This window comes from Halopiger aswanensis (assembly GCF_003610195.1).
Taxonomy (GTDB): domain Archaea; phylum Halobacteriota; class Halobacteria; order Halobacteriales; family Natrialbaceae; genus Halopiger; species Halopiger aswanensis.
In genome coordinates this window covers 209756-235037 of sequence record NZ_RAPO01000001.1, presented here as the reverse complement: position 1 = coordinate 235037, position 25282 = coordinate 209756, and the positions used below count along the sequence as shown (strand labels likewise).

The 25282-nt window shown below is 66.6% G+C and carries 28 protein-coding genes and 1 tRNA gene; 14 read left to right on the top strand and 15 right to left on the bottom strand.

Annotated features, from left to right (window positions below; translation table 11 throughout):
* Nucleotides 1–8 precede the first annotated feature (8 nt).
* The gene (gene citE, locus ATJ93_RS01165; RefSeq protein WP_120242812.1) at nt 9–1067 is read left to right on the top strand and encodes an L-malyl-CoA/beta-methylmalyl-CoA lyase; all 1059 of its coding nucleotides are present in this window, start codon (nt 9–11) and stop codon (nt 1065–1067) included.
* A gap of 13 nt (nt 1068–1080) precedes the next feature.
* On the opposite strand, the gene ATJ93_RS01160 is transcribed toward citE, so the two are convergent.
* The 4 genes from ATJ93_RS01160 to ATJ93_RS01145 form a co-directional block, all read right to left on the bottom strand.
* Nucleotides 1081–1593 carry an OsmC family protein gene (locus ATJ93_RS01160; protein ID WP_120242811.1) on the bottom strand — a complete coding sequence of 171 codons (513 nt, stop codon included), beginning with the start codon at nt 1591–1593 and terminating at the stop codon, nt 1081–1083.
* A gap of 93 nt (nt 1594–1686) precedes the next feature.
* A complete protein-coding gene (locus ATJ93_RS01155) occupies nt 1687–3018 on the bottom strand; it encodes a hemolysin family protein (protein ID WP_120242810.1) in 1332 nt (443 codons plus the stop codon).
* A gap of 463 nt (nt 3019–3481) precedes the next feature.
* Nucleotides 3482–3565 (bottom strand) — tRNA-Ser (locus tag ATJ93_RS01150).
* Between the two features lie 41 nt (nt 3566–3606).
* Nucleotides 3607–4356, bottom strand: a complete 750-nt coding sequence (locus tag ATJ93_RS01145) for a hypothetical protein (RefSeq protein ID WP_120242809.1) — start codon at nt 4354–4356, stop codon at nt 3607–3609.
* Nucleotides 4357–4508: 152 nt separating this feature from the next.
* Between ATJ93_RS01145 and ATJ93_RS01140 the strand changes: the two genes are divergently transcribed.
* Nucleotides 4509–4724, top strand: coding sequence for a hypothetical protein (locus ATJ93_RS01140; RefSeq protein WP_120242808.1), 216 nt, complete (start codon nt 4509–4511; stop codon nt 4722–4724).
* 32 nt (nt 4725–4756) lie between these two features.
* Here ATJ93_RS01140 and ATJ93_RS01135 read toward each other — a convergent pair whose 3' ends face one another.
* The 5 genes from ATJ93_RS01135 to ATJ93_RS01115 all read right to left on the bottom strand — a co-directional run bounded on the left by ATJ93_RS01135 (nt 4757) and on the right by ATJ93_RS01115 (nt 8718).
* Entirely contained in the window at nt 4757–5383 is a 627-nt protein-coding gene (locus tag ATJ93_RS01135) for a uracil-DNA glycosylase (protein ID WP_120243880.1), read from the bottom strand.
* Between the two features lie 156 nt (nt 5384–5539).
* Nucleotides 5540–6556: a helix-hairpin-helix domain-containing protein gene (locus tag ATJ93_RS01130; RefSeq protein WP_120242807.1), complete on the bottom strand. Its 1017-nt coding sequence runs from the start codon at nt 6554–6556 to the stop codon at nt 5540–5542.
* Nucleotides 6557–6861: 305 nt separating this feature from the next.
* Nucleotides 6862–7134: a hypothetical protein gene (locus tag ATJ93_RS01125; protein ID WP_120242806.1), complete on the bottom strand. Its 273-nt coding sequence runs from the start codon at nt 7132–7134 to the stop codon at nt 6862–6864.
* A complete protein-coding gene (locus tag ATJ93_RS01120) occupies nt 7127–8200 on the bottom strand; it encodes an Mrp/NBP35 family ATP-binding protein (RefSeq protein WP_120242805.1) in 1074 nt (357 codons plus the stop codon). Before ATJ93_RS01120 ends, ATJ93_RS01125 begins: the two co-directional genes overlap by 8 nt.
* Nucleotides 8201–8394: 194 nt before the next feature.
* Nucleotides 8395–8718, bottom strand: a complete 324-nt coding sequence (locus ATJ93_RS01115) for a hypothetical protein (protein ID WP_120242804.1) — start codon at nt 8716–8718, stop codon at nt 8395–8397.
* A 93-nt stretch (nt 8719–8811) separates the two neighbouring features.
* Here ATJ93_RS01115 and ATJ93_RS01110 point away from each other — a divergent pair, with 93 nt between their 5' ends.
* Nucleotides 8812–9201: a DUF5783 family protein gene (locus ATJ93_RS01110; protein ID WP_120242803.1), complete on the top strand. Its 390-nt coding sequence runs from the start codon at nt 8812–8814 to the stop codon at nt 9199–9201.
* A gap of 89 nt (nt 9202–9290) precedes the next feature.
* Nucleotides 9291–10142 carry a translation initiation factor eIF-2B gene (locus ATJ93_RS01105; RefSeq protein ID WP_120242802.1) on the top strand — a complete coding sequence of 284 codons (852 nt, stop codon included), beginning with the start codon at nt 9291–9293 and terminating at the stop codon, nt 10140–10142.
* Between the two features lie 27 nt (nt 10143–10169).
* Here the strand turns inward: ATJ93_RS01105 and ATJ93_RS01100 are convergent, their stop codons facing one another.
* Nucleotides 10170–10874, bottom strand: a complete 705-nt coding sequence (locus ATJ93_RS01100; protein WP_120242801.1) for a ThuA domain-containing protein — start codon at nt 10872–10874, stop codon at nt 10170–10172.
* Between the two features lie 297 nt (nt 10875–11171).
* Between ATJ93_RS01100 and ATJ93_RS01095 the strand changes: the two genes are divergently transcribed.
* A complete protein-coding gene (locus ATJ93_RS01095; protein WP_120242800.1) occupies nt 11172–12287 on the top strand; it encodes a Gfo/Idh/MocA family protein in 1116 nt (371 codons plus the stop codon).
* A 199-nt stretch (nt 12288–12486) separates the two neighbouring features.
* Here the strand turns inward: ATJ93_RS01095 and psmB are convergent, their stop codons facing one another.
* Complete coding sequence (gene psmB / locus ATJ93_RS01090; RefSeq protein ID WP_120242799.1) at nt 12487–13218, bottom strand: archaeal proteasome endopeptidase complex subunit beta; 732 nt, start codon at nt 13216–13218, stop codon at nt 12487–12489.
* A gap of 219 nt (nt 13219–13437) precedes the next feature.
* Entirely contained in the window at nt 13438–13608 is a 171-nt protein-coding gene (locus tag ATJ93_RS23415; protein WP_170155494.1) for a hypothetical protein, read from the bottom strand.
* Between the two features lie 318 nt (nt 13609–13926).
* On the opposite strand from ATJ93_RS23415, the gene ATJ93_RS01085 reads away from it, so the two are divergent.
* Together ATJ93_RS01085 and ATJ93_RS01080 are read left to right on the top strand one after the other, a co-directional pair.
* Complete coding sequence (locus ATJ93_RS01085) at nt 13927–14280, top strand: DUF555 domain-containing protein (protein WP_013880678.1); 354 nt, start codon at nt 13927–13929, stop codon at nt 14278–14280.
* Between the two features lie 74 nt (nt 14281–14354).
* Nucleotides 14355–14894, top strand: coding sequence for a CBS domain-containing protein (locus tag ATJ93_RS01080; RefSeq protein ID WP_120242798.1), 540 nt, complete (start codon nt 14355–14357; stop codon nt 14892–14894).
* Between the two features lies 1 nt (nt 14895).
* On the opposite strand, the gene ATJ93_RS01075 is transcribed toward ATJ93_RS01080, so the two are convergent.
* Nucleotides 14896–15261 (bottom strand): transcriptional regulator, encoded by a 366-nt coding sequence (locus ATJ93_RS01075; protein ID WP_120242797.1) that lies wholly within the window; start codon nt 15259–15261, stop codon nt 14896–14898.
* Nucleotides 15262–15398: 137 nt separating this feature from the next.
* Between ATJ93_RS01075 and ATJ93_RS01070 the strand changes: the two genes are divergently transcribed.
* The 4 genes from ATJ93_RS01070 (at nt 15399) to ATJ93_RS01055 (ending at nt 19741) form a co-directional block, all read left to right on the top strand.
* Nucleotides 15399–16175 (top strand): cob(I)yrinic acid a,c-diamide adenosyltransferase, encoded by a 777-nt coding sequence (locus tag ATJ93_RS01070; protein ID WP_120242796.1) that lies wholly within the window; start codon nt 15399–15401, stop codon nt 16173–16175.
* A gap of 117 nt (nt 16176–16292) precedes the next feature.
* Nucleotides 16293–17066, top strand: a complete 774-nt coding sequence (locus tag ATJ93_RS01065) for an ABC transporter ATP-binding protein (protein WP_120242795.1) — start codon at nt 16293–16295, stop codon at nt 17064–17066.
* Nucleotides 17063–18538, top strand: coding sequence for a hypothetical protein (locus ATJ93_RS01060; RefSeq protein ID WP_120242794.1), 1476 nt, complete (start codon nt 17063–17065; stop codon nt 18536–18538). The genes ATJ93_RS01065 and ATJ93_RS01060 overlap by 4 nt, the downstream gene beginning before the upstream one ends.
* Before the next feature lie 105 nt (nt 18539–18643).
* Complete coding sequence (locus tag ATJ93_RS01055; protein WP_120242793.1) at nt 18644–19741, top strand: iron transporter; 1098 nt, start codon at nt 18644–18646, stop codon at nt 19739–19741.
* A gap of 2 nt (nt 19742–19743) precedes the next feature.
* Here ATJ93_RS01055 and ATJ93_RS01050 read toward each other — a convergent pair whose 3' ends face one another.
* Nucleotides 19744–20241: a DUF2243 domain-containing protein gene (locus tag ATJ93_RS01050; protein ID WP_120243879.1), complete on the bottom strand. Its 498-nt coding sequence runs from the start codon at nt 20239–20241 to the stop codon at nt 19744–19746.
* A 146-nt stretch (nt 20242–20387) separates the two neighbouring features.
* Here ATJ93_RS01050 and ATJ93_RS01045 point away from each other — a divergent pair, with 146 nt between their 5' ends.
* Complete coding sequence (locus tag ATJ93_RS01045; RefSeq protein WP_120242792.1) at nt 20388–22058, top strand: cobyric acid synthase; 1671 nt, start codon at nt 20388–20390, stop codon at nt 22056–22058.
* Nucleotides 22059–22132: 74 nt separating this feature from the next.
* Here the strand turns inward: ATJ93_RS01045 and ATJ93_RS01040 are convergent, their stop codons facing one another.
* A complete protein-coding gene (locus tag ATJ93_RS01040) occupies nt 22133–22522 on the bottom strand; it encodes a CopG family transcriptional regulator (protein WP_013880687.1) in 390 nt (129 codons plus the stop codon).
* A 205-nt stretch (nt 22523–22727) separates the two neighbouring features.
* Here ATJ93_RS01040 and ATJ93_RS01035 point away from each other — a divergent pair, with 205 nt between their 5' ends.
* Together ATJ93_RS01035 and ATJ93_RS01030 are read left to right on the top strand one after the other, a co-directional pair.
* Nucleotides 22728–22979 carry an MTH865 family protein gene (locus ATJ93_RS01035; protein WP_120243878.1) on the top strand — a complete coding sequence of 84 codons (252 nt, stop codon included), beginning with the start codon at nt 22728–22730 and terminating at the stop codon, nt 22977–22979.
* A 164-nt stretch (nt 22980–23143) separates the two neighbouring features.
* A complete protein-coding gene (locus tag ATJ93_RS01030) occupies nt 23144–25243 on the top strand; it encodes a bacterio-opsin activator domain-containing protein (RefSeq protein WP_120242791.1) in 2100 nt (699 codons plus the stop codon).
* The last annotated feature ends 39 nt before the right edge of the window (nt 25244–25282 follow it).

Here is a 25282-nt window from a genome sequence, read left to right as displayed (position 1 = left end):
ATCCACAGATGACGACCGACGACACCGACACAGACATCCGACTCTGTCGAACCTTCCAGACCGCACCGGCCGCCGTTCCCAAAGAGGACTCGGCGAAGTACCTCACCTCCGGCCTCGAGGCCGACGGCTTCCAGGCCCCTGACTGGCTCGTGCCCGACTTAGAGGACGGTACCGCGCCGGACATGAAGGCCGAGGGCCTCGAGAACACCATCGAGCAGGTTCCCCGGTACGAGTTCCCCGGCGAGATCTGGCCCCGCGTCGAGTGGAGCTACGAGGACGAAACGTACCGCGAGAAGGGCCGCGAGCAGGTCGACCGACTCGTGGCCGAGATCGGCGACGAGATCGACGGCGTCGTCGTCCCCAAGGTCGGCCGCCTCGAGGACGTCCGACGTGCCGCCGAGACCGTCGCGGAGGCCGAGCGCGAGCACGGCTACGCCGACGGCTCGATCGGGCTCTCGATCATCGTCGAGACCGGCCGGGCGCGCTCGGATCTGCGCGAAATCGCGAAGTTCGGCGAGGACTCCCGGCTCACCGCACTCGTGTTCGGGCCCGTCGACTACACCGCCGAACTCGGCGGCCGCGACTTGGGCGACGGCCGTCCGCGCTGGGACGGGCTGCTCGAGGCGCTCTCGAACGAGGCCAGCGCCGCAGGACTGCTCTCGATCGGCGGCCCGTTCGACGACCTGTTCAAGGAACGCGCCGGCCTGACCTACTACAACGCCGAGGCGTACGCCGATCAAGTCGAACACGAGGCCCGGTTGGGACTGGACGGTTCCTGGTCGCTGTATCCGAAGCAGACGATCCAGGCCAACACGATCCACATGCCCACGCCCGAAGAGCTCGAGCGCGACGTGCACAAGATCGAGCGGTTCAACGAGGCCAAACGTGAGGGGACCGGCGCGGTGACGATCGACGGCCAGATGGTCGACGAGGCGACGTTCAAGAACTTCGTGAACACGGTGCGGACGGTGCGGACGATCGACGAGCGCCGACCGGACCAGACCGCCGAGTACTACGACGACGAGTTACTCGAGCGCGCGCTCGAACTCGAGTTGTCCTACCGGTAGCGCGCTTCCGCACCTACTCGAACGTCCACGCCGTCTCGACACCCGACGGGTTCTCGAGGGTTTGATACACGACGCAGTATCGCTCGGTATACTTCTGCAGCGCTGCTTTCGTCTCCTCGTCGACGTCACCCTCGACCGTGACGTCGAGACGAAGCTCCTCGAAACCCACTGGGGCGTCCTCGTCGACGCCCATCGTGCCCCGGAGATCGAGGTCGCCGCTGGCCTCGACGCTGATATCGACCTCGTCCCCGATGCCGAAGTTCTCCGCGACGGCCTGGGCCGTGAGCTGGGAACACGCCGCCAGCGCCCCCAGCAGAAGATCGCCCGAACAGGCGCCGGACCCGGGCCCGCCGGCGCCCTCGTGTAACTCAGCCTCGTAGATCGCACGCCCGATGTCGACGTTGCACGCTCGAGCGTCGTCCTGCTCCTCGCCGGTCGCCGTGAGGGTGAGCTGTGCCGCTTCCGGGTTCGTTTCGTACTCTCGCTTTAACGGCTCCTGCTTGTCGTGTAAGCTATTATCTACCATGGTTGGTCGATCACCGCCGTGGGAAATTAATCTACGGGCTCGAATCGGAGTCGGACAGCTCGCCGGGATGGAATCGTCGATTCGCGCCGATCGTCACTCGGAGGACTCCGCGGTCCGCGGTTCCTCGCGGACCACCAGCGAGTCGACCCGAGCCCCCTCGACGGCGGCGACCTCGAGCGCGTAGTCGTCGACTTCGATCCGGTCGCCGACCTCCGGCGCGCGGCCCAGTCGATCGAGGACGAGCCCGCCGATGGTACCGAACGTCTCCGCCTCGAAGTTGGCGTCCAAGTGCTCGTTGACCGCCGATACCGTGACCCCGCCGTCGACGACGTAGGCGCCGTCCCCGCGCCGATCGATCGACGGCTCGTCGGCATCGAACGTGTCGCGGAGGTCGCCGACGATCTCCTCGACGACGTCCTCGACCGTGACCAGTCCTTCGAAGACGCCCCACTCGTCGATGACCGCAGCGAGTTGGACCCGGTCGCGCTGGAGTTGCTCCAAGAGATCGACCGCCGGCGTCGTTTCGGGAACGATCGGCAGCTCGTGAGCGATGTCCCCTGCGGTCAACGACTCGAGGGACTGCTCGTCCTCGAGCGCTCGTAACACGTCCTTGGTGTCGACGAAGCCCACCACCTGATCGGGGTCGTCGGCATCGACGACGGGATACCGGGTGTGGCCCGCCTCGAGGATCAGCGATCGAACCGCTGCAACTGACTGATCGCTGGTGACGGTGATCGCGTCCGGCCGCGGGACCATCACTTCGCGGACGTCAGTGTTGTCGAGTTCGAAAATCTGGTCGATCATCTCGACCTCATCGGTGGCGATCTCTCCCTGCTGACCGGATCGAGCCAGTACGGTCCGAATTTCGTCCTCAGAGAGCGTCTCGTCGGTTTCGGAGGCCGGCGGGATGCCGAGCAATCGGGTGAAGCGATTCGCCGTCCCGTTGAAGACGATGATGCCGGGGAGCAGCACGTAGTAAAAGAACTTCATCGGCGGCGAGACCAGCAGGGCGACTCGCTCGGCCTCGGCGATGGCGACCGTCTTCGGCGCGAGTTCGCCGAAAACGACGTGGAGGAATGTGATGAAACCGAAGCCGACCGCAAAGGCCACGAGATGCAGGGCGCTCTCCGGGAGTAGGGGTGCGAGTACCGGCTCGAGCAGCGCTGCGACGGCCGGCTCGCCGAGCCACCCGAGCCCCAGCGAGGCGATAGTGATGCCGAGTTGAGTAGTCGCGAGATAGTCGTCTAAGTTGTCGACGGCATCTTGCAGGAGCTTCGCTCCGGTCCGACCCTCGGCGACGAGTTGCTCGACGGCTGAGGAGCGGACGCGAACGTAGGCGAACTCCGAGGCGACGAAAAAACCGTTCAGCGCGACCAGCAGGAACGCACCGGCCAACCGTGCGCCGGAGACTGCGAGGTCTACCATCGGGGCCACCTCCGTGCTCGCTGGTGGCGCCCCCGACCCCGACCCCGACCTCGACCCCGATCCCGACTCCGGCTTCCGTCGCTCCACACGCGTCCCGCCGGTTGCCGTTCACCCGGCGCAAACGCTGTCGCCGAATCGACAGTTTCCATACGCTGTCTTGGAAGCCCGGGAGCAATAGTTTCGGGGTGACAGACGCAACCCCAGTATCGACAACTGTCGTCGATTACTAGATCCCTCTCTTTGAAGCAGTAGTCGAGATTGGGGACCCCCAAATTCGGTCAGTCTACATACAGTAACGAGGGAGAGAACTGGTGCTCGAGTGGTCCTCGCGGCTGTTCAGCGTCACAAACACGTCGCAGAAGCGGAAGGGATGGGATTTGAATCAGAGAGGGGCTTCGCTCCGACCGTGTTCAAATCCCACCATATCGTATTTACCGCTCACGGGTTTGTTCGCGGCAGAATACGGTGGGGATGGGATTTGAACCCATGAGGCTATACAGCCACCTGCTCTCAAGGCAGGCGCGTTGGGCCGCTTCGCTACCCCACCTCACCACCTCGTACCGCATCCGTTCAAAAAGGGTTATCGGTCTATCGCCGCTCGAGCGAGTCGCCGTCACCGACCACCAGTCCGAGTTCGTCCACCACGGCGGCCGTCGCCGCCGCACTTGGCCGTTCCGCCGCCTGCCGCGCCTCGAGGCCCGCGATCGTCGCGCACAGCCCCGACTCGGACCGCACGTCCGGCACCATCGGCGCAAAGCCGAGCTTCAACCCGGCGCTCTCGCTGCGGTCCGCGAGCGTAGCCAGCGCGGGCGTCGCGTACGCATCGGCAAAATCGATCGGCGCGGTGAACCCGGCGAAGTACGCTCGGCCGCCCGTCGACGGCCCGAGAATCGCGTCGTAGCGCCGCAGCGACATCGCCGCCGAGTCGATCTCCGAGCGGCTCACCAGCGGCGCCGTCGGCTCGAGCACCCCGACGCTGCCCGCGTCCTCGCGCTCGAGGAGGTGCGTAACGGTGTTGCCGATCCGCGCGGAGTGACTCGAGCCGACCTGCCGTTCGAAGCGGACGTCCCCGGTGTCCTCGAGGGCGGCAGCCGTCAACTCGCGGATTTCGGTCTCCGGATCGTCGAACTCCGGGCCGGTGAACTCGTCGGGGAGCGTCTCCTCGTCGCGGTAGTTGACCAGCAGGTCGCCGCCGCTCGAGGCGACGGTGTAGAGCACGTCCGCAACCGCAGCCTCGTACAGTGAGACTGCCTCCGCAGCGGTCAGCGGCGTGGTCTCGACGAGCGATGGAAGGACGAGTCCCCCCCGCGGCGGGTCGACGGGAACGACGACGATCATACGGATACTTCGACGGCGTCGTCCTTGAACGCGGCGTTTTCGCGACCGGTACGGAGAACTGAACCGGGAGGAACCGACCTGCTTGAGGCGAAGCAATCCGCTTACTTCTATCCACCCGTACGATTACGAGCCCGGACGACGGTTACGAACCTATGGACGCACAACCGCTCGCGGGGCTACTCGGTTGTATCGGTATCGCGGCACTGCTCTCGATCGGACTGTACGGCGCTGCGAACGGCTACCTGACTGGATCGACCGACCTACTCGCACCGTCGATCGGGACGGCTATCGTCGCGCTCGTTGTAGTCGGCACGCTGGTCGGGCTCGGGACGCGGGCCAGCCGCCGGCTGGAGACGCCGTACTGGTAGCAGGCGAGCCCGTCGCTATCGACATCTCGTCGTTACCGACCCTGCCGCCCCTTCGTCTGGCGGTAGTCCGACGCCATTAGCTCCGCGAAGTGTTCGACCCACGCCTGGGTCTGTGCGTCGGTCTGCTCCGACGGGGCGATCATGGGAACGAGTTCGAACCCGCGGCCGCGGATCGTCGTCGCGTGGGCGTCCGGCAGTTCGAGGTCCTCGACCGGCGTCGTCGTGTACTCCTTGCCCAGTTCCGCGAGCGCGCGCTCGCCGACCGGAATCAGAATTTCGGGGTTGATCATCCGGATCTCGGCGTTGAGGTAGGGCTCGCAGTTGCCGATCTCCTCGTCGGTCGGCGGCCGCTCGGGCTCGCGACAGCGGGTGAGGTTCGTACAGTAGACGTTCTCGAGTCCCGGCTCGTCGCTCGGCGAGGTCGCGTCGCAGAGAGCGAGGCGCTCGAGGATGCGCCGGAGGTCGGTGCCGTCGGCGTCGGGGTCGTCGGCGCCGTCCGCGTCGCTGCGACGGGCGACGAGCGGAATCCCGATCTCGTCGGCCGTCGGCGTCGGCTGCTCGCCGACGAACAGAAAGTCCGCGCCGACGTCGCCGTAGCCGTGGACGACCTGCGTGCGCGTCTCGCAGAGCGCGGGACAGTTCCGACACTGCTCGTCCATGTTGAACGGGTTCGCCCGGCGTTGCTGATTCGCGTCCACACTCGCGTCTCGGGCGGAACGACCAAAAGCGACGCGGCTGGCCGGCAGCGTTCGAACGAGCCGCAAAAAAACGGGATCGGCGCCGCGGGAGATCGAAAACCGAACGCCGGACCGCGATTACCCCTGCGTCTGCGCCGCGTCGATCCACTCCTCGGCGTTCTCTTCCGAGATTTCCGCGGTGCTAGCGACGGTGTGTGCGTCCGCCTCCGCGAGGTCGGTGATCGTTTCGATACCCGCCTCGGCGAGGCGGTCGGCGTACACCTGGCCGACGCCTTCGATCGACTGCAGGCTCTCTTCGACGACTTCGGTCCCGCCTTCGGCCGCGGTTTCGATCGCGTCGGTCGTGTCCGACGCCGTGTCCTCGGCCGCTTCGGCCGCTTCACCGACGAGGTCCTGAGCACCCTCCTGGGTTGTTTCGACGGCGTCTTCGGTCCCCTGCTGGGCCGTCTGCACGGTCGCGGCGACCTGTTCGGACTGCTGCTGGATGGTTTCGGTAGCCTGCTCGGTCTGCTGCTGGACGTTCTCGGTGGCCTCCTCCGCGAGCTGAGCGCCCTCGACTACCTGCTGCTCGGTCTCCCGGTGGGTTTCGAGAACCGACTCGATCGACTCGGCGACGACCGTTTGCTGTTGCTCGGTCAGGTCGTCGAACGCCTCGAGGAACTCCGACTCGAACTCGTTCCAGGCTTCGTCCTGCGTGCGTTCGAACTCGTCGAACTGCTCGTCGACGGCCGCTCGCACGTCCTGTCCGTCTCCCTCGAGCGTCGACTCGATCGCGTCGAGCTGCGCGTTCAGCAGGTGTCGAAACAGGTCGGCGCTCTGTTCGAATCCCTCGTTCAGCAGTTCCTGCGTCTGGGCCGCGTTGTCCTCGAACTGCTGATCGATCGTCGAACGGACGTCGTATCCGTCCTCGTCCATCGCCGTCTCGAACGCCTCGAGCTGGGCGTCGAAGAGTTGGCGGGCGAGTTCGGTCCCCTGGCGCTGGGCGCTTCGCTGCGCCGCGATTCCGTTCCGGAGGACCGTCTCGGTCGCGTTCTCCTGCATCTCGAGTCCGCGCTCGAACAGCTGCTGGCTCTGTTTGATCGACTGGCGCTGCAGTTCGAACGTGGCTTCGATGGGCGTGGTTGCGTTAGTCATGGGTATCACTGAGTTCGGTGACGAGGCGGGCCGGACCCCTCGTCGCCGCTTCCTATCCGAACGGAACACTCACACACGGATAAGCGGGACCCTTGCATGGTCCTGAGAGGTATTAGATGGTATCCAGTGGAGAGATGCATCGACGGCGAACGGGCCGCGGAGATCCGAGACGAGACGCCGTCGCTATCGAGAGTACCGAGTACCGGAAAACGCGATGAACGGCGATCAGCCGGTTCGACAACGATCAGGTGCGATCGACGGTGATCGGATCGACGAACGACGACCGACGGAGAGAAGCGGACCGGTCAGCGGCCGAGCCCGCCGCGCTCGTTGACCTCGAGAATGAACTTGACGTTGCGAACGATCTCCTCGGGCGTCGTCTCCTCGTCTTCGTCGTAGAGGTCGCTGGTCCGGTAGAGGATGTTCGCGAGCTGTTTGCTCTCGCTGGTCTCGCCGCGGACGTCGTCGGCGACCTGCCGCAGGAGGTCGACGCGTTCGGGGTCGGGGTCGAACTCGTCTGCGTCCGCGCTCGCGTCGCTTCCCTCGTCTCCGTCTGCGGTCACGTCGCCCTCAGTCATCGCTCCGAGACGCCGCCCGCTGCGATTGGGAGACGCTGCGCCGGTGGACGATCCCCGTGTTGTTCGCCACGTTCTCGGTGATCGTCCGGAACGACTCGCCGACCTCGCTGTCGTCGTCGAGGACGGTCGGTTTGCCGCTGTCGCCGCCCTCGCGAACGCTCGGGTCGAGCGGGATCGAGCCGAGGAACGGCATGTCGTGTTCGTCGGCGAACTCCTTCCCGCCGCCGGAGCCGAAGATGTCGTGTTGGCCGCCGCAGTCGGGACAGGCGAACGAGGACATGTTCTCGGCGATGCCGAGCACGACCGTGTCGTGCTGGGCGAACATCTCGAGGCCCTTGCGCGCGTCGTCGAGCGCGACGTCCTGGGGCGTCGTCACGATGACCGCGCCGGTGACGGGCATCGTCTGGAGCATCGTCAACTGGGTGTCGCCGGTCCCCGGCGGGAGGTCGACGACGAGGTAGTCGAGGTGGCCCCACTCGACGTCCTCCGTGAGCTGCGTAATGACCTTGTGGACCATCGGACCGCGCCAGATGACGGGGTCGTCCTCGCCGGTGAGGAATGCCATGCTCATCAGCTTGATCCCGTACTTCTCGGGGGGCATCAGCGTCTCGTCCTCGGTGGCCATCGGCGGCTCGTCGGCGTCGACCATCCGGGGCACGTTCGGCCCGTAGACGTCGGCGTCGAACAGCCCGACGCGCGCGCCGAGTTGCGAGAGGCCGGCCGCGAGGTTGACCGCGACGGTCGACTTCCCGACGCCGCCCTTCCCCGAGGCGACGGCGATCACGTTCTTGACGCCCGGGAGCACCTGCTCGTCGCTCGAGAGGTCGTCCCGGTCGGGCACGCTGGCCGAGAGGTCGGGCTCGAGGCCCGCCTCGATGAGCACCTCGCGGGCTTCGGCCGCGATGTCCGATTCGGTTGGCGAGTAGGGCGCGCCGAGTGCGAGGTCGACGCTCACCTCGTCGCCGTCGACGGTGATGTCGTTCACGAGTCCGAGCGAAACGATGTCGTCGCCGAGTTCCGGATCCTCGACCGTCCGGAGGCGGTCGCGAACGGCGGCTTCGTCCATAGAAGAGTGTACTTCCCGGCGTCGAAAAGGGTTGTGTTCCCACCTTTTTGCTGCGGGCCTTCGCTCGCGTCGCTCGCTCAAACCGCTTGCAAAAATCGGGACCAAAAACGCCGCTCGCTCCGCGGTCGTTCGCGGGTGCATTGCCTGTGTTGACCGCAGTTGCGACTTGTCGGTCGGACACGGTGGCGTCTTCCTTACGCGTTAAAATCGAACCGCGGCCCGCCGTAGGTCGGCGGATCCGGCTCGAGTTCGACGCCCTGCTCGTAGCGGACGAAGTTGAGGTAGAAGGGGCGGCCACAGCCCTCGACGGGCTCGCCCTCGAGGTCGGTGACCGGTCCGTCCTCGCCGCAGAGAAACTCGATGCCGTCGGCCGACTCGCGGTCCGGGTCGTCGGGGGCGGCGTACTCCCAGCCCGGCTGCTGTACTTTGGTGACCGAGCGGTCCGCGAGATCCGGCGGCCGCTCGAGGCTGACGACGGCGTCGCAGTGGGGACAGGTGTACCGGACGGTGACTGTCATCGGCGACTCTAGGTGCGTGAGGCAGGTAAAGTTGCGGTCGGCCCCGCCCCTCGATCCCGAACCGTTTACCGGCTCGCATCCCCAGGAACGGGCATGAGTAACGGAAGCGCCGAGTTCGACCCCGAAAAATTCGAGGAGAAGTACGTCCACTACTTCGAGGAACTCGAGACGGCGTACTCGAACGCCTACCAGCAACTGCACGGGAAGTACGATTCGACCGTTCTCAAGGCGATCGACCGGAAGGTGCTCGCCGAGAGCGAACCGTTTTACGAGGGGAGCGCGGAGCCGCGCTCCGCGGGTGAGGCGAGCGGGCAGCGCCCGCGAGCCCACGACGGCGAGTTCCGCGTCGAACTTCCCGACGACGTCGAGGACCGCGTCGGCAGCGTTGCCGACCACGAACAGTTCGACGCCGTCCTCGAGGAACTCGTCGACCGCATCGAGGGCGAGTTGCGGCGGATCTTCGGGTTCGAATCGAGCGAGTAATCGCGGCCGCGACCCGAACGACCCGCAGCCGGACGCTGACGGCGACACTACCCGGAACACCTTTGCCGTTGACGGGAAACCCCTACAGTATGATCGACGAGACGGTCGAGGAGATCCAGGAAATGCAGACGCACAGCTCCTCGGTGGTCGCGGTCCACGCGGCCCAGGCGCTCGAGGAGCTGCTCGATCGGGAGTTCGCCACCGTCGACGAGTACCTCCGGGACCTCGAGCGCAACGGCACCGTTCTCCGGCGCGCGAACGCGTCCCACGCTTCGCTCCAGACCGCGATCCGCGAGATCGTCAAAGACGTCACCGACGCGGATCCCGACAGCGTCGAGGAAGCCAAGGAACGCACGGCGAAGAAGATCGACGCCGTCGTCTCGCGGGTCGAATCCGGGAAGCGACTCGCCGCCGAGAACACGGTCGACCACCTCGAGGACGGCGCAACGCTGCTGACCCACGACTACTCCTCGACGGTGATCGAGGCGCTGGAACAGGCGACCGACGCCGGCAAGACCTTCGACGTGTACGTCACGGAGGCCCGTCCCCGGTACATCGGCCGCAAGACCGCGCGGACGCTCGCGGACCTCGAGGGCGTCGACACGACGCTGATCACCGACAGCGCGCACGGCGTCTACCTCGAGGAGTGCGACCGCGTCGTCATCGGGATGGACTGCATCGTCGAGGACACGCTCTACAACCGCGTCGGGACGTTCCCGATCGCCTCGACCGCGAATCGCCTCGACGTGCCGGTGACCGTGGTGGGCTCGGCCTCGAAGATCGTCAGCGAGGGGTTCGTCTTCGAGAACGAGTTCCGGCCGGGCAGCGAAGTCATGCCCGAGCCCGCGGAGGGGTTCGCCGTCGAAAACCCCAACTACGACGCGACGCCGGTCGAGTTGCTCGAGAGCGTGATTACCGACGAAGGACGGCGAGAACTGTAGGTTTCGTTTCGCTTTGCAGACCGCCGCTCACTCGCGCTCGCCGAACGTCCGCGGCGAGCCCTCCCGCGGGCTCGCCCACTCGACGGCGTTGCTGAGGACCCGCTGAATGTCCTCGTTCTCGTAGATGGGGAACGTCTCGTGGCCCGGCCGGAAGTAGAAGATTCGGCCCTTCCCGCGCTGGTAACAGCAGCCGCTGCGGAAGACCTCGCCGCCCTCGAACCAGCTCGTAAACACGAGGCGGTCCGGTTCCGGGATATCGAACGGCTCGCCGTACATCTCGGTTTGGGGCAGTTCGATGTACTCGTCGATACCGTCGACGATCGGATGGCCGGGGTCGACGACCCAGAGCCGTTCGGTGCCGCCGTCCTCGCGCCACTGGAGGTCGCAAGTCGTCCCCATGAGGCGCTTGAAGATCTTCGAGAAGTGCCCGGAGTGGAGCACGATCAGGCCCATCCCCTCGAGCACGCGCTCCTGGACGCGGTCGACGATTTCATCCTCGACCTCGTCGTGGGCGATGTGGCCCCACCAGAAGAGGACGTCCGTCGCCTCGAGTACGTCCTCCGTAAGGCCGTGTTCGGGTTCGTCGAGCGTCGCCGTTTGCACCTCGTCGACGGGGTCGTGTCCCTCGAGTGCGTCGGCGAGGGTCGCGTGGATGCCGTCCGGATAGACGGCCGCGGCGTCTTCGTCTTCCTGCTCGTGTCGGAACTCGTTCCAGACGGTAACGGTGACCATTATCCTCGTGTGGCCGTTCGATCCCCTTAGGTCGGCCGATCGCTTTGCGTGAAAGTCAGGATATAAGATATTATTTTAACTCGCAGTTGCCCGTCCGATTCCGGGAAAACTATCTTAATACCTGAATGAATCCCACGGAGAGAGCGTAATCAGTCACAACTCTTATTTCGGTTGCTGACCGCGTTTCTGTATGAACTGGAACCGCCCGCCTATGGGATCGAAACGAGATTTTTCTCACCGGTCGCTCGCCTCCCGTACAGAGATTTCCTCCCCCCTCGAGACGCGAGGTGACCGCGCGTGATCGGCGACGGCATCGGTATCGGTGTCGTCGGGCTGGGCGGTATGGGGCACCTACACGCCCGAACCGTCGCGGAGCTGGGAGCCTCGGTCGTCGCCGGCGCTGACCTCGTCCCCGAGCAACAGCAGCGGTTCGCCGACGAGTTCAACGCAACGACCTACGAAACCCACGAGGACCTCCTCGAGAACGACGACGTCGACGCGGTCATCGTCACGACGCCAAACCGGTTCCACGAACCCATCACGGTCGACGCGCTCGAGGCGGGGCGCCACGTTCTCGTCGAGAAACCCCTCGCACACACCTTAGAGAGCGCGGAGCGGGTCGCTCGGACGGCTGCCGAGAGCGACGCCGTCTGCATGGTCGGCTTCCACAACCGCCACGCGGCCTCGATGGCCATGTTCGAGGAACAGCACGCGCGCGGCCGCTTCGGCGAACTCACCCACGTCGAGGCCAACTACGTGCGCCGGCGAGGCGTCCCCGGCCCTGGCTCGTGGTTTACCGACCCCGATCTGGCCGGCGGCGGCGCCCTGCTGGACATCGGCGTCCACGCGCTCGATCTCGCCCTCTACGCGCTCGATTTCCCCGAGATCGTCGAGGTCTCTGGCACGACCAGAACCACGTTCGGCACCCGCGAGGAGTACGCCGACCCCGAAGGGTTCGGCGACAACTGGGACGCCGAGAGCGAGACCTACGAGGTCGACGACTCGGTCAGCGCCTTCATCCGCTGTGCCGACGGCACGACGGTCTCGCTCGAGGCCGCCTGGGCGACCAACCGCGAGGAGAGCATGGACTTCCGCATCCGCGGCACCGAGGGCGGCGCGCAGTTCGAAATCGGCGACACGAACCTCAAACTGCTCGAGACCGGGACGGCCGGCTCCGACCACTACGCCGATATCCGGTTGACCGGTGAGGAGTCGATGACCGGCTACGCCCAGCAGGACGAGCAGTTCCTCCGTGCGATCGCGACGAACTCGCCGCTGGAGACGAACACGGTCGCGGAGGCGCTGACCGTCCAGCGAGTCATCGACGCGATCTACCGCTCGAGCGAATCCGGCCGCGCCGAGGCGGTCGAGATGCCCGACCTCGAGGCCGAACTGACGCCGCGGGCGGACTGACGCGGACGCTGCGGGACGGTTTCGGTTTTTATTTGTCGTTTCTCAGGTCTTCGTCTGAGCTACAGCGGACGCGCTGGAAAGTTGATGACCAAAAGCGAAGCAGCACCTGCGAGACGCACCGCTCTCGAGCACGGTGACAGTGCCGGGCGAAAAGCGAGAGCGAACCCGGAAAGGAATCGGGGCGACCGAGACGGCGGCCTTAGACGACCTCGTCGAAGTCGTGGTGGCCGTGGATGTCGACGCCCTCGTCGGTGATCTCACAGAGGAAGACGCCGTTCCCGGAGCCGGTGTCGCGCTCGGCGGCGGACTTGATCGCGCTGGCGGCGATCGTCGTCGCCTCGTCGTTCGAGAGGTCGTCCTCGTACTCCTGCTCGAGCAGGCCGTAGGCTAGCTGCATGCCGGAGCCGGTGACGGTGTAGTCGTCCTCCATGACGCCGCCGGCGGGGTCGATGCTGAAGACGTGGCTGCCTTCCTCGTCGACGCCGCCCAGGATGGGGTGGATGGCGAAGAACGGGCCGCCGCGGGCGAAGTTGCCCGCGAGGTTCGCCAGCGCCTCGATGCTCATGTTCTCGCCGCGGCGGGACTCGTAGAGGTTGACTTCGGCTCGCAGCGTCGAGATGAACGACTGAGCGCCGCCGACGCTGCCGACGAGGGTCAAGGCGCCGGTCGGGTGAATCTGTTCGACCTTCTGGACGTTCTTGTTCGAGACGAAGCGCCCGCCGAGGCTGGCGCGCATGTCCGTCGCGATGACGACGCCGTCGGTGGTCGTGATACCGATGGTCGTCGTCCCCGTCTTGTTGACGTTGTCCAGATCGTTCATCGAGAGGTCGTTCTGGGGCATGCGCCCGACTTCCGGCGCGTAGGGGTCGGTGTCGTCGGCCAGCTGGTCGGCCGTCCGGGAGAACTCCGAGTTGTGTTGGGGTGTACGCATTGACGGAACCTTACGGCCGGAACGGTATAAAAGGCCGGCGTTCACCACGGTCGTTTCCGCTACCATCGGTGACGGCGCAGTCGACGCTCGAGGGCCACGGATCGGCGAAAGCAAATTCGTTCGGACGGCCGCGTAGCAGCCGTCAGCCGTCGAGAACGGGGATGGGGACGGCAGTCGCTCGGCGGTCGAAAGACAACAGAACGGTGCCGTGTGTTCGGATTAGGGTTGGGTGGCCTCGTAGGCGTCCTCGACGTTCTCGAGAACGCGGTGGATCGGGAAGGTCAGTCCAGCCTGGCGGGCGGCGACCGCGAGCGGCATCGCGAGGATGCCGACCACGATACACAGTTGGTACAGTGCGAACAGGGTCGCGCGGTACACGCGGGATATCATCAGCGTTCAGCCGTGGTTCAGACGAGGGTCGTATATAAGCTTTCTTGAACGCTCAAAACTATAATTATCGTTAATTTACTATTGGGTCGACGCCGTCGTGCGATTCAACCTGGGTTTCGGTCCAGACAACTCACGGTGTACTCGCGGCGAAATCCGGCTATGCAGACGGGAATCGATCCGGCCGATTCTCGTAACTTATGAGAATTATCCGATTCGCGGGCGCGCTTCGCGAGCCCCGTGGCACGCGTATTCGTGACACTACTGGCGCTGACGGCGACGAACCGCAAAGCAGGAAACCCCTCGGGCCGAGGATGTGGTATGGGCAATTATCTCGTCGCGATGGAAGCTGCATGGCTCGTCCGTGACGTCGAGGAGATCGACGACGCGATCGGCGTCGCCGTCAGCGAAGCCGGGAAACGACTCAACAGCGAAGACATGGACTACGTCGAGGTCGAGGTCGGCGCGACGGGCTGTCCCGCCTGCGGCGAGCCCTTCGACTCCGCCTTCATCGCGGCCGACACCGCGCTCGTGGGCTTGGCCCTCGAGATGGAGGTCTACAACGCCGACGGGGAGGAACACGCCTCGCGTATCGCCAAGAGCGAAGTCGGCGGTGCGCTGCGTGACGTCCCCCTGTCGGTCGTCGAGGTCGTCGAAGTCCCCGAGGACGAATAACCCGACGACTCCGCCGATCCGCGAGTACTGGCTCGACCCAAAGTACTTTTGATAACCGGTAGTTATCTATGCGTATGGAACTCCCGACGCCCGCCGACCTGCGTCAGCGTCGCACCGAACTCGGGCTGACCCAGAGCGAACTCGCCGAGAAGGCCGACGTCTCCCAGCCGCTGATCGCACGCATCGAGGGCGGCGACGTCGATCCGCGCCTCTCGACGCTCCGCCGAATCGTCAACGCCTTGGAGAAGGCCGAAAGCGACGTCGTGCGCGCGGCGGATCTGATGAACGAGGCCGTCGTCAGCGTCTCGCCGGACGACGCCGTCGCGGAGGCCGCCCGCAAGATGGAGGAGGAAGCTTACTCCCAACTGGCCGTCATCCAAGAGGGGATCCCGGTCGGCTCGATCAGCCAGAGCGATCTCGTCCACCTCGACTCCCAGGCGCGGGACGAACCCGTCGAGGAGCACATGAGCGAGAGTTTCCCGACCGTCTCGAAGGACGCGACCTTAGACGAGATCAGCAACCTGCTCGAGCACTACAAGGCGGTGATGATCACCGAGGCGGGCGAGACGGTCGGAATCATCACCGAGGCCGACATCGCCTCGCGATTTTCCTAGTTCAGAACTCCTGCTCGACGTCCGAAAAGAGGTCGAGCGACGTCCGCTTCTCGCGGTCGATATCGACGCGGAGCGTCCGATCGTCGCCGAGGTTGATCGCGATCCGGTCGAAGTTCGCGACGTACCGCGATTTGGCGTTCGGTCCCTGGCGGATCCCGTTCGCCTCAGTCACCAGGTCCGCATCCGCCAGGCGGTCGAGTTTCTTGTACGTCGAGGAAAGGGGGATCTCCGCCTTCTCGGCGATCTCGTCGGCCGTCAGCGGCTCCTCGAGCACCGCGATGATCCGACGGCACGCGTCGTCGTCGAGCGCGGCCACGATCGACTCGAGGCCGGCGGAATCGTCGGACGACGAAAACTCGAGTGACATTGGGTGCGAACGGGTTAGGAGCGAGGCCTAAAGACACGTTTGGTCGGCGGTGGCATCGCCGGTACGGTGGCTCCGACCGGGGCGTGACTGCTGTGCCCGCCCCGGTCGACGCGCCGCGGGACCCAGTCGGTGGCTACATGTGCCGGCGCGCCGACGAGTCGTCCATGAGCGACGAGCGCAAGCGTCCGTCCGCCGGTGCGGACTCAGACTCGGACTCGGCTGCCGACAGGAACGGAGACGCGGCTGCGGACCCGGTCGCGAACACGCCCGGCCAAGGACGCACGCCGGAACCGGAGCGCATCGAACCCGCCGCACCCGAGGCGTTCGGCCTCGTGCAGGTCTGGTGGGGTGACGGGAAAGGCAAGACGACGGCCACGCTCGGCATGGGGATGCGCGCCGCGGGCCACGGCTACCGCGTCCACATGCTCCAGTTCATGAAGGGCGGCGCCTCGAGCGTCGACGCCGTCCGGGGCGAGTACAACGCGATCGCGGCGCTGCCCGGCATCAGCTACGAGAACCTCGGTCACTACGGCTGGCACGGCATGGCCGACGGCAGCGACGAGGAGGACCACGAAGCGCAGGCGCAGGCAGGCCTCGAGCGCGCACGTGAACTCCTCGGGGCAGCCCGCGAGGCCGACCTCGAGACGCCGTTCCCGCTCGACGGACCGGCCGACGAGGGCGTCCACATGCTGATCCTCGACGAGGTGCTCTACGCTGCGGACCGCGGCCTGCTCACCGAGGCCGACGTGCTCGAGTTGATCGAGGAGAAGCCCGCCGATCTCGAACTCGTGCTGTCGGGCAGTCACAGCGAGCCGAGCTATCTCGAGGACCGCGCGGACCTGATCACGAACGTCCGCAAGGAGAAACACCCGATCGATGCGGGCCAGCGGGCGCGCCGCGGAACCGAGTTTTGAGTCGCCTCGGAGAGGGAGCGATAGCGACCCACACTCGGCGAACACGTTCGGTAAACCGTCGCCCTCGGTCGATCTTCCCCAGCACAGTTATTACCTACCGTTGATAATCGCCGCTGGATGGGAGCCATACGGGTAGCTGGGTTGACGAAATCGTACGGGGACGTTCAGGCAGTCGACGGGATGACCTTCGAGGTCGACCGGGGCGACGTCTTCGGCTTTCTCGGGCCCAACGGCGCGGGGAAGACGACCACGCTCCGCGCGCTCACCGGCCAGCTCCGTCCGGACGCAGGGGACGTCCGGGTGCTCGACTGCGATCCGGTTGCGGAGCCGATCGAAACGCGCCGCCGCGTCGGCATCGTACCGGAACGGGGCTCGCCGCCGAGTTTCCTGACGCCGCGGGAGTACCTCGAGTTCGTCGGCGACGTGCGGGACCTCGAGTCCGACTACGTCCGCGAGCGGACGGAACTCTGGAGCGACCGGTTGGGGTTTTGCGGGAAGCTGGACACGCTCCACACCGATCTCTCGCGCGGGCAGCAACAGAAAGTGATGATCGCACAGGCGTTCCTCCACGAGCCCGACGCGGTGTTGATCGACGAGCCGCTGGCGAACCTCGATCCGCTCGTCCAGGAGCAGGTCAAGCGATTCCTCGTCGCGTACGCGGCCGACGACAACGCCGTCTTCGTCTCGACGCACAACATCGACGTCGCCGCGGAGATCTGTACGCGGGTCGGGATCGTCGCCGACGGCCGATTAGTCACCGAGCGGACGCTCGAGGACGGCCTCGGCGACGGGGACGGTACCGAGGAGGGCTCCCTGCTTGAGGTCTTCCTCGAGCACGTCGATCCGACCGAGACGCGGGACGTGCCGTCGCTCGAGCGGGTCGCGCCATGACGGCGGACGCTCGTTCGGGAACTGCCACTCGAGCCGTCTTCCTCGCGCTCGCTCGCGAGGAGTGGCGCCTCCACGCGCGGCTGTTCGGCGGCTGGCGGTTCGGCTGCTTCCCGCTGGTCGTCGCCGCGCTGACCGCCGCGGGCGCGTTCGCGCTCGTCGAAACCGGGACCGCGGCCGCGACCGTCGTGACCGGACTCCACGTCCTCGCGCTCGGATTCGGGCTCTACAGCGGGACGGCCGCCCTCGCCGGCTCGTCGATGCTCGAGAACGTCTTCGGCCGGCTGTCGCTCGTGCTGTCGACGGCGACGACGCTGCCGCTCTCCCGGCGCCGGCTGCTGGGCCTGTTTCTGCTAAAGGACACCCTGTTCTACGGGCTCGTCTTCGTACTGCCGATGGCGACCGCTGCGGTCCCGCTCGAGGTGCGCGCGACGTCGACGGTGACAGTACTCGGCACAGTAGCCGCGGTAGTTGCGCTCTGGCTGTCGCTCTGTCTCGTCTTCGCCGCCGGGGCGACGGCGACGGTCGGGCTGATCGCCGTCCGGACGCGAGGGATTCCGACGTGGGGGATCGGACTCGCGCTCGGGTTCGTCGCGGTCCTCGGTTGGCTCGCCGGCCCGGTCGACCCCGCGGCGGTTCGCACCGCACTCGTGCCGCTGAACGGCTCGCTGCTCGGCGCCGTCGGACTGACCGCCGCGGCGGTGCTCGGGAGCGTCGCCGCGCTCGCGATCTACGATCCGACCTACGGGAAGCCGTCGCGGACGGCGGGCGACCGGTTCGGGACGATCAGCGACGCGCTCCCGTTCGGGACCGACGCGCTCGTGGCGAAGACGCTGCTCGAACTGGCGCGCTCGGCCGGCGGCGTCTGGAAGCCGTTCGTCTCGGCCGCCATCCTGTTCGCGCTGGTCGCCGCGCTCGTCGGCGTCGTCGAGTCGATCACCGGCATCGCGCCCGCGCCGGGGATCTTCTTCGGCGGCGTCCTCGGGCTCTCGGCGTTTACCACCTACAACTGGCTGACCCAGTTCGACTCGCTCGAGACGTACCTCGCCTTCCCGATCCCGATCGAGGACGTCTTCCGGGCGAAGCGAACGGCGTTCGTCCTCGTCGGCGCGCCGACGGTCGCCGTCCCCTACGCGGCGGCGATCCTGTGGTTCGACGCGACGCTCGTCGACGCCGTCGCCGGCGCGCTCGTGCTTTCGGGCTACGCGCTGTACTACTACGGGCTCACGGTCTACCTGGCCGGCTTCGACCCCAACGAGTTCCTCTTCGACGCCGTCCGGTTTTCGGCGTTCACCGCGGGCGTCGCCGTCCCGCTCGTGCCGACGCTGGTCGCCGGCTTCGTCGACGCGCCGCCGTCGCCGACGGTCGCCGCCGCGCTCGGACTGGCCGGGATCGTCGTCGGCGCCGTTGGGTACATCCTCTCGAGTCGCGCGGGCCCGCGCTGGGACGAGCAGTATCGGGACGGCGCGGGGTAGCCACCGCGGTAGCTTCCCGTCACGGTCTCGTCTCGGCCTTCGATCCGTCCGTGGCAATCGCAGCCAGCACCGCTATGGGCGATCCCGGCGTAGAAACGGCGATTCATGCGCCGACGTGACGTCCTTCGACTCGGCGCGATCGGTACCGTCAGCGGCGCCGCCCTCGGGCCGTTGGCGGGCTGTCTCGAGTCCCTCGAGCGGGAGGACGCCTGGCGGCGGCTGGTCGTCGATCCGCCCGACGGCGTCTACGTCCCGCCGAAGAGAGACGAGATGGTTCCCTACGGGTCGGAGACGATCGACGGCCGCGAAATCACGGCGCTGGCGACACGACCCCACTCGTTCTGGACGGTCACCGGCGACGAACGGACGCGGGCGGACCTGCACGACGACCACTCGCTGCACCTGATGGTCCGCGTCCGGGACGTCGCGACGAACGCGATCGTGCCGACGTCCGTGTCCGTTACCGTCCGCCGGAACGGCGAGCGCGTCGACAGGCGGACCCTCTGGCCCATGCTCTCCCAGCGGATGGGGTTTCACTACGGCGATAACGTCGCCCTCGCGGGCGACGGCAGCTACGAGGCGACGGTCCGCGTCGGCGGCGCCGACTGTCGGACGGCCGATCCGTCCGCCGATCGGCTCGGGCAACCCGCAACGGCGACGTTCGCGCTCGAGTTCTCGAGGGAAGAAATCGAGTCGCTCGAGCGAACCCTGGTCGACGCCGACGAGCGCGACGACGGCGATGCGCTCGAGCCGATGGAACCGACCGACGAGGACCGCGACCGGCCGGCAGCGGTCGCGCCGTCGATCGAATCGTTTCCCGGTGACCCTCTCACCGTAGAGACTGGCGGCGACGTACGCTTTCCGGCGGTCGTCGTCGACGGCGTGCCGGCCATCACGGACGGCCCCTACCTCGCGGTCGTGCCGCAGACGGCGTACAACGGCTACGTCCTGCCGTTCGCGTCGCTCTCGGTGACCGGTCGGAGCGGCGAGCGAACGATGATCGACGAACCGACCCGCGAGACGATCGCTCCCGAACTCGGCCACCACTACGGCCTCGCCCTCGAGGGGCTGGGGGCCGACCGGATCGACGACATCTCGTTCACTCTCGAACCGCCGCAGGTCGCCCGCCACGAGGGGTACGAGACGGCGTTTCTCGAACACGAGCGCGTGCAACTAGCGTTCGATGGGGATCGATTAGCGTAGTCTCAATCGGCCGATCGCGTGCTCGTCCGCTGCTCGGTGCCGTTCGCGGACCGCAGGATGAGCGCGCCGAGCGCGAGCAGGAGGACGCTGACGACGACCCAGTGTGGGTTCCACGCCTCGGTCCCGTGGACGACGTTGTGCAGGTCGAGCACGTAGTGATCGACGATCCCGTCGAAGACGTTGAACACGCCCGCGCCGACGACGATCGAACCGGCGAGCGCCCGCGTCGAGAGGCGCGCGTCGGTCCCGTTGACGACGCGCCAGAGTAGCGCGATGCCGATCCACCCGATTGTGAGCGTGCCGGCCGTGAACAGCCCGTCGAACATGACGTTCGTTCGGACGCCGTCGTAGGTGTACGGATCGTAGAACCCCGAGAGCAGGTGGTGGGTCTGGAGAATCTGGTGGAAGATGACGACGTCGAGGACGGCGCCGAACCCGAACCCGATAATCCCGCCGGCGAGGAGCAGCCGTCGTCGCAGACGACGCCGCTGGGTAGCCATGTACGGACTATCGGCGACGACGAGCAAAAATCGAGTCCCGACGCCTGCCACGTCGGTTCCGTGACCGGTTTGAAGAGGTCGGTTCGGCGTCGGCCCGCCGCAACCGATAGGACGATACGCGAGGCCGCGCGAATACGCGTACGCGGATGACTCGAACGCTGCTCGTCGCCGGCACCGCGAGCCACGTCGGTAAGTCGACCGTCGCCGCCGGTCTCTGTCGATTACTCGCCGATCGGGGCGTCGCCGTGGCTCCGTTCAAGGCTCAGAACATGAGCAACAACGCTCGCGTCGTCGTTCGCCCCGAGTCAAGCGACCGCGGGGAGACGACGGACGGACGCGACGCTCGAGACGAAGCCGTCGGAACCCCCGGAGAGAGCGGGGACCACGGCGACGGAACGACCCACGCCGACCGCTGGGGCGAGATCGGCGTCTCGCAGTTCGTTCAGGCGCGAGCAGCACGCACGACGCCGACGACGGACCACAACCCCGTCCTGTTGAAGCCCCGCGGCGACGCGGAGAGCCAACTCGTCCTCCAGGGCGAGGCCCACGACCACGTCCCCGTCGGCACCTACTACGACGAGTACTGGGATCGCGCGCGCGAGAGCGCCGTCGACGCCTACCGGCGGCTGGCGGCCGACAACGAGGTAGTCATCGCGGAGGGTGCGGGCAGCATCGCCGAGATCAACCTCCACGACCGCGACCTCGCGAACGTCGAGACGGCCCGGTTCGCCGACGCCGAGATCCTCCTGCTGGTCGACATCGAGCGCGGCGGCGCCTTCGCCAGCCTCTACGGGACGATCGAACTGCTGCCCGAGGACCTGCGCGAACGGGTCGTCGGCGCCGTCGTCACCAAGTTCCGCGGCGACCGCTCGCTGCTCGAGCCCGGCATCGAGGCGATCGAATCCCGAACCGGCGTCCCGATTCTGGGCGTGCTGCCCTACGACGATCCGGGACTGCCCGAGGAGGACAGCGTTGCGCTGCCGGGGCAGGAAGAACGTGGCACGCTCGGCGACGACGACGGCGTCCCCGAAGATCGCCGGATTCGGATCGCCGTCCCGCGCTTTCCGCGCATCTCCAACGCGACCGATCTCGAGGCGCTGGCGGCGGAACCCGGCGTATCGGTCGTCTTCGTTCCGCTCGATGAGGACGGCACCCAGATCGCACGCGCAACTGATCCGCTCGAGCGCGTCGACGCGGACGCCGTCGTCCTCCCGGGCACGAAGAACACGGTCGACGACCTGCTCGCGCTGTGCGAGTCGCCCGTCGGCGACGCAATCCGGGCCTTCGACGGCCCCGTCGTCGGCCTCTGTGGCGGCTATCAGATGCTCGGCGAACGCATTACGAACGCCGGCCTCGAGGGGACCGGGACCGGCGACGTCGACGTCGTCGAGGGGCTGGGACTCTTGCCAGTTGAAACCCGATTCGAGGCGGACAAGCGACTCGAGCAACGGACGGTACAGGTCGACGGCTCCGCGACGCCGCTGCTTTCGGACGTCGACGGCGAGGCGACCGCTTCGGGGTACGAGATTCACGCCGGCCGGACGCGCGCGCTCGAGGGCGTCGCCCGGCCGCTCGAGGACGCGAGCGCCGCGCGCGGCCAGGTGTTCGGAACGTACCTCCACGGCCTGTTCGACAACGTGACGGTTCGGACGGCGTTTCTCGAGGCGGTCGCCGAGTCAGCGGGCGTCGATCGACCGAGCGGTGCCAGTGGCGATCGGTCTACACGCGAGTCGGCCGCCGAGACGCCCTACGACCGCGCAGCCGCACTCGTTCGGGACCACGTCGATCTCGAGGCGCTCGGCGAACCGTTCTGCTGAGCGCTGACTACACCGATCGTAGTAGTCACAGCGGCACCGCTCAACGAACGCAGTAGGCGGAGTTCGAGCGACGCTCAGGGCGACTTCTCCCGGTACGTGCCAAGCAGTTCCTCGAGGATGATACACTCCTGGTCGGTCGAGTCGTAGTGGGTGTCGATGAACCGCTCGGCGGCTTCGTAGTTGCCGCGCAGGCCCTGTTTCCGGACGGTGATGACGGCGTCGAGAAAGAGCGTCCCCCCGTCGGCACCCAGCGCCTTCGCGTGGTCCTGTTCGGTGATATCGAGTTCCGACTTGATCTCGTCGAAGTTGAACGTCTCGACCTCGTGCTCGTCGTTGATCAGCGTGAGCACGTACTCCGCGGAGAACCGATAGAACTCGGATTTGCTCTCGAACATACCGTCTTCGACGAGCGCGTCGATCTCCTCGACGACCTCGTCGGGGTACCTGACGGTATCTTTAGCCATACGATGAACGTCCCGCCGCGGATTAATTACTGTTTCGGGAAAATATCAGCAGCTAGTGACTCGGATCGACGGGCGTCATCTCGAGTAGCGATGGAGTCGTCGGTCGAACCTCGAAAAACGCCGCGACGGACACACCGCTTCGATTTCGCGGGCAATCGCAACTACCCACAAATTTATTATTTACGGTATGCAAATCGGAGTCACGATGGCAGACGAAGCCGAACTCCGACAACAGATGATCGACGCGTTCGAAGGTGCAGACTACCCCGTCTCGAGTCCGATGGATCTCGTCCCGGCGCTGCCGAACGGGCCCGGAACGAAGTTCGAGTCCGGCGATTTCTCGATGACCGCGATGGAACTGAACACGAAGGTGTCGGGCGGGGACTTCCCCTACGACGACCCCGAATCGCTCGTCGACGACCTGCTCCAGGAACTGAAGGACAACGGCGAACTGTAACTGGAACCGGAACCGTCCTGATCTCGGACGGTGGCCGCCGCTCGCTCGACGGCGCAGTTACCCCTGCGTCTGTGAGACCACTACATTTTTATTCCGACATCCGGTTGTAAGTAGAAAGGTGCCGCTCGACGACGCACCGTCGGGCGGTATCGAACCGGGTGGACATGACACTAGATTCGCACGGGCGACCGATCGTCCTCGTTTGCGGCTCGGAAACCACCGAGAGTTGCCTCGCTGGGCCGCTCGAGGCGGCGGCCGACCGGCCGGTGCGGGCGATCGAGGCGGCGCGGCTCGCGGACGCGCTCGAGACGCTCGACGGGGCGGAGAGGAACGAGGAATCCGACACCGACGACTCGAGTGCGGCCGCCGGGGATGACGATGCCGACGCCGACGCTGACGCTGACGCCGATGCCGACGGCGGCCTTCGCCGTCCCGCGGCTGTCGTCCTCGAGACTGACGACCGATCGGAACTGCGGACGCTCCTCGAACGCGTCCGGGACGTCGCGGACGTGCCGACGGTCGCGGCGCCGCCGGCGGGCAGCGAACCGCTCGCGGCGACCGCAGTTCGGGCGGACGCGGACGAGTACGCGCCGGGCGACCACGACGATACAGTTGATCGCATCCTCGGGACGGCCGCGGACGGACCCGACCACGACGGAACCGACGGAGAGCGAGACTACCACCAGATCCTCGCCAACGAACTCCCGGACGAGGCGTTCGTGATCGGCAAGGACGGTACTTACCTCGACGCGCAGATCCGACCCGACGCCGCGGAGTTGTACACCGTCTCGTCGGACGATCTGATCGGCCGCAGGCTCGAGGACGCGTTCCCCGACGACACCGTGGCGAAACTGCGGGGATGTATAGACCGCGCGTTCGAGACCGACGAGATCCAGTCCGTCGAGTACGGGGTCGAGACCACCGAGGGCTGGCGGCGATTCGAAGGGCGGGTCGTCCCGATCGACGAGCGGATCGAGGGGCAGCGGGCCGTCGTCTGGCTGGCTCGCGACATCACCGAGCGCGCGAGACGCGAGCGCGAACTCCGCTCGCGACAGGCCCGACTCGAGCGACTCAATCGGATCAACGCGGTCATCCGCGACGCGATCGAGACGCTCGTCCAGGCGCCCACGCGGGACGCGATCGAACGGCAGGTCTGTGAGCAACTCGTCGACTCCGACCTCTACTGCGGCGCGTTGATCGTCGAGCGAGCGGCCGACGACACCCTCGCCTACCGGATCGGCGCGGGCGACGCGACGGCGTACATGGAGCGCACTCGGGACGTCGGCGCCGACGAACACTGCTCGGTCACCCGGGCCGCCGAAACGGGCGAGACCCAGATCACCGACCACATCCTCGAGTCCGAGCCGCTGCCTGCCGATCTGCAGGAGGCGGCCCGCGAGGACGACGTCAGAGCCACGATCGCGGTGCCGATCACGTACGAGGACGCCACCTACGGCGTCCTCTCGGTGCTCGCGAGCCGCACCGATGCCTTCACCGACAGCGAGGCCGCCGCCTTCGAGCTACTCGGCGAGACGATCGGCTTTACGATCATGGCGGTCAAGAACCGCCAACTCCTGCTGGCCGACACCGTCGTCGAACTCGAGTTCCGCATCGACGGCGGCGACACGTTCTCGTTCGACCTCTCGACGGAGTACGACTGCACCTGCTCGCTCGAGTGGGTCGGCACGTCGTCGCGGGGAAAGACCTTCCAGTTCGTCACCGTCGACGGCCTCGACGGCGAGACCGTCCTCGAGGAGGCACAGGCCCACGACTCGATCGAGGAGTGTCGGCTCATCCACGACGGGACGAGCCAGTGTACGATCGAGATGCGGCTGGCCGAGTCCGGCGTGCGGACGCTGGCGAACCACGGGACGACGATCCGGGACGTCGCGGTGAGCGACGGCGTCGGGACCTGCCTGGTCGAGGTGCCCCAGGACGCGAACGTTCGCGAGATCGCGGACGCGCTGTCGGTGATCTACGAGAACACCGAACTGGTCGCCCGCCGCGAGGTCGATCGCCCGGTTCGGACGGCCGCCGAGCGGCGCAACCGGATCCTCGACGAACTGACGGAGCGCCAGCTGACGACGCTTCGGGTCGCCTACTACGCCGGCTTCTTCGACTGGCCCCGCGAGAGCACGGGCGAGGAGATCGCGGAGGCGATGGACGTCACGCCGCCGACGATGCACCAGCACCTCCGGAAGGGGATGAAAACGATCCTCAACGAGTTCTTCGAGGAAGGCGACTGGACGCCCGAGGAGTTGTAATCGCGGCCGCCGGTAATTCGGGCGAACCGCTTCAGGCTT

What these genes read in the sequence shown, in the direction of transcription:
- citE (WP_120242812.1), top strand. Translation starts at nt 9, where the DNA reads ATGACGACCGACGACACCGACACAGACATCCGACTCTGTCGAACCTTC.
- ATJ93_RS01160 (WP_120242811.1), bottom strand. Translation starts at nt 1,593, where the DNA reads ATGGTAGATAATAGCTTACACGACAAGCAGGAGCCGTTAAAGCGAGAG.
- ATJ93_RS01155 (WP_120242810.1), bottom strand. Translation starts at nt 3,018, where the DNA reads ATGGTAGACCTCGCAGTCTCCGGCGCACGGTTGGCCGGTGCGTTCCTG.
- ATJ93_RS01145 (WP_120242809.1), bottom strand. Translation starts at nt 4,356, where the DNA reads ATGATCGTCGTCGTTCCCGTCGACCCGCCGCGGGGGGGACTCGTCCTT.
- ATJ93_RS01140 (WP_120242808.1), top strand. Translation starts at nt 4,509, where the DNA reads ATGGACGCACAACCGCTCGCGGGGCTACTCGGTTGTATCGGTATCGCG.
- ATJ93_RS01135 (WP_120243880.1), bottom strand. Translation starts at nt 5,383, where the DNA reads ATGGACGAGCAGTGTCGGAACTGTCCCGCGCTCTGCGAGACGCGCACG.
- ATJ93_RS01130 (WP_120242807.1), bottom strand. Translation starts at nt 6,556, where the DNA reads ATGACTAACGCAACCACGCCCATCGAAGCCACGTTCGAACTGCAGCGC.
- ATJ93_RS01125 (WP_120242806.1), bottom strand. Translation starts at nt 7,134, where the DNA reads ATGACTGAGGGCGACGTGACCGCAGACGGAGACGAGGGAAGCGACGCG.
- ATJ93_RS01120 (WP_120242805.1), bottom strand. Translation starts at nt 8,200, where the DNA reads ATGGACGAAGCCGCCGTTCGCGACCGCCTCCGGACGGTCGAGGATCCG.
- ATJ93_RS01115 (WP_120242804.1), bottom strand. Translation starts at nt 8,718, where the DNA reads ATGACAGTCACCGTCCGGTACACCTGTCCCCACTGCGACGCCGTCGTC.
- ATJ93_RS01110 (WP_120242803.1), top strand. Translation starts at nt 8,812, where the DNA reads ATGAGTAACGGAAGCGCCGAGTTCGACCCCGAAAAATTCGAGGAGAAG.
- ATJ93_RS01105 (WP_120242802.1), top strand. Translation starts at nt 9,291, where the DNA reads ATGATCGACGAGACGGTCGAGGAGATCCAGGAAATGCAGACGCACAGC.
- ATJ93_RS01100 (WP_120242801.1), bottom strand. Translation starts at nt 10,874, where the DNA reads ATGGTCACCGTTACCGTCTGGAACGAGTTCCGACACGAGCAGGAAGAC.
- psmB (WP_120242799.1), bottom strand. Translation starts at nt 13,218, where the DNA reads ATGCGTACACCCCAACACAACTCGGAGTTCTCCCGGACGGCCGACCAG.
- ATJ93_RS23415 (WP_170155494.1), bottom strand. Translation starts at nt 13,608, where the DNA reads ATGATATCCCGCGTGTACCGCGCGACCCTGTTCGCACTGTACCAACTG.
- ATJ93_RS01085 (WP_013880678.1), top strand. Translation starts at nt 13,927, where the DNA reads ATGGGCAATTATCTCGTCGCGATGGAAGCTGCATGGCTCGTCCGTGAC.
- ATJ93_RS01080 (WP_120242798.1), top strand. Translation starts at nt 14,355, where the DNA reads ATGGAACTCCCGACGCCCGCCGACCTGCGTCAGCGTCGCACCGAACTC.
- ATJ93_RS01075 (WP_120242797.1), bottom strand. Translation starts at nt 15,261, where the DNA reads ATGTCACTCGAGTTTTCGTCGTCCGACGATTCCGCCGGCCTCGAGTCG.
- ATJ93_RS01070 (WP_120242796.1), top strand. Translation starts at nt 15,399, where the DNA reads ATGTGCCGGCGCGCCGACGAGTCGTCCATGAGCGACGAGCGCAAGCGT.
- ATJ93_RS01065 (WP_120242795.1), top strand. Translation starts at nt 16,293, where the DNA reads ATGGGAGCCATACGGGTAGCTGGGTTGACGAAATCGTACGGGGACGTT.
- ATJ93_RS01060 (WP_120242794.1), top strand. Translation starts at nt 17,063, where the DNA reads ATGACGGCGGACGCTCGTTCGGGAACTGCCACTCGAGCCGTCTTCCTC.
- ATJ93_RS01055 (WP_120242793.1), top strand. Translation starts at nt 18,644, where the DNA reads ATGCGCCGACGTGACGTCCTTCGACTCGGCGCGATCGGTACCGTCAGC.
- ATJ93_RS01050 (WP_120243879.1), bottom strand. Translation starts at nt 20,241, where the DNA reads ATGGCTACCCAGCGGCGTCGTCTGCGACGACGGCTGCTCCTCGCCGGC.
- ATJ93_RS01045 (WP_120242792.1), top strand. Translation starts at nt 20,388, where the DNA reads ATGACTCGAACGCTGCTCGTCGCCGGCACCGCGAGCCACGTCGGTAAG.
- ATJ93_RS01040 (WP_013880687.1), bottom strand. Translation starts at nt 22,522, where the DNA reads ATGGCTAAAGATACCGTCAGGTACCCCGACGAGGTCGTCGAGGAGATC.
- ATJ93_RS01035 (WP_120243878.1), top strand. Translation starts at nt 22,728, where the DNA reads ATGGCAGACGAAGCCGAACTCCGACAACAGATGATCGACGCGTTCGAA.
- ATJ93_RS01030 (WP_120242791.1), top strand. Translation starts at nt 23,144, where the DNA reads ATGACACTAGATTCGCACGGGCGACCGATCGTCCTCGTTTGCGGCTCG.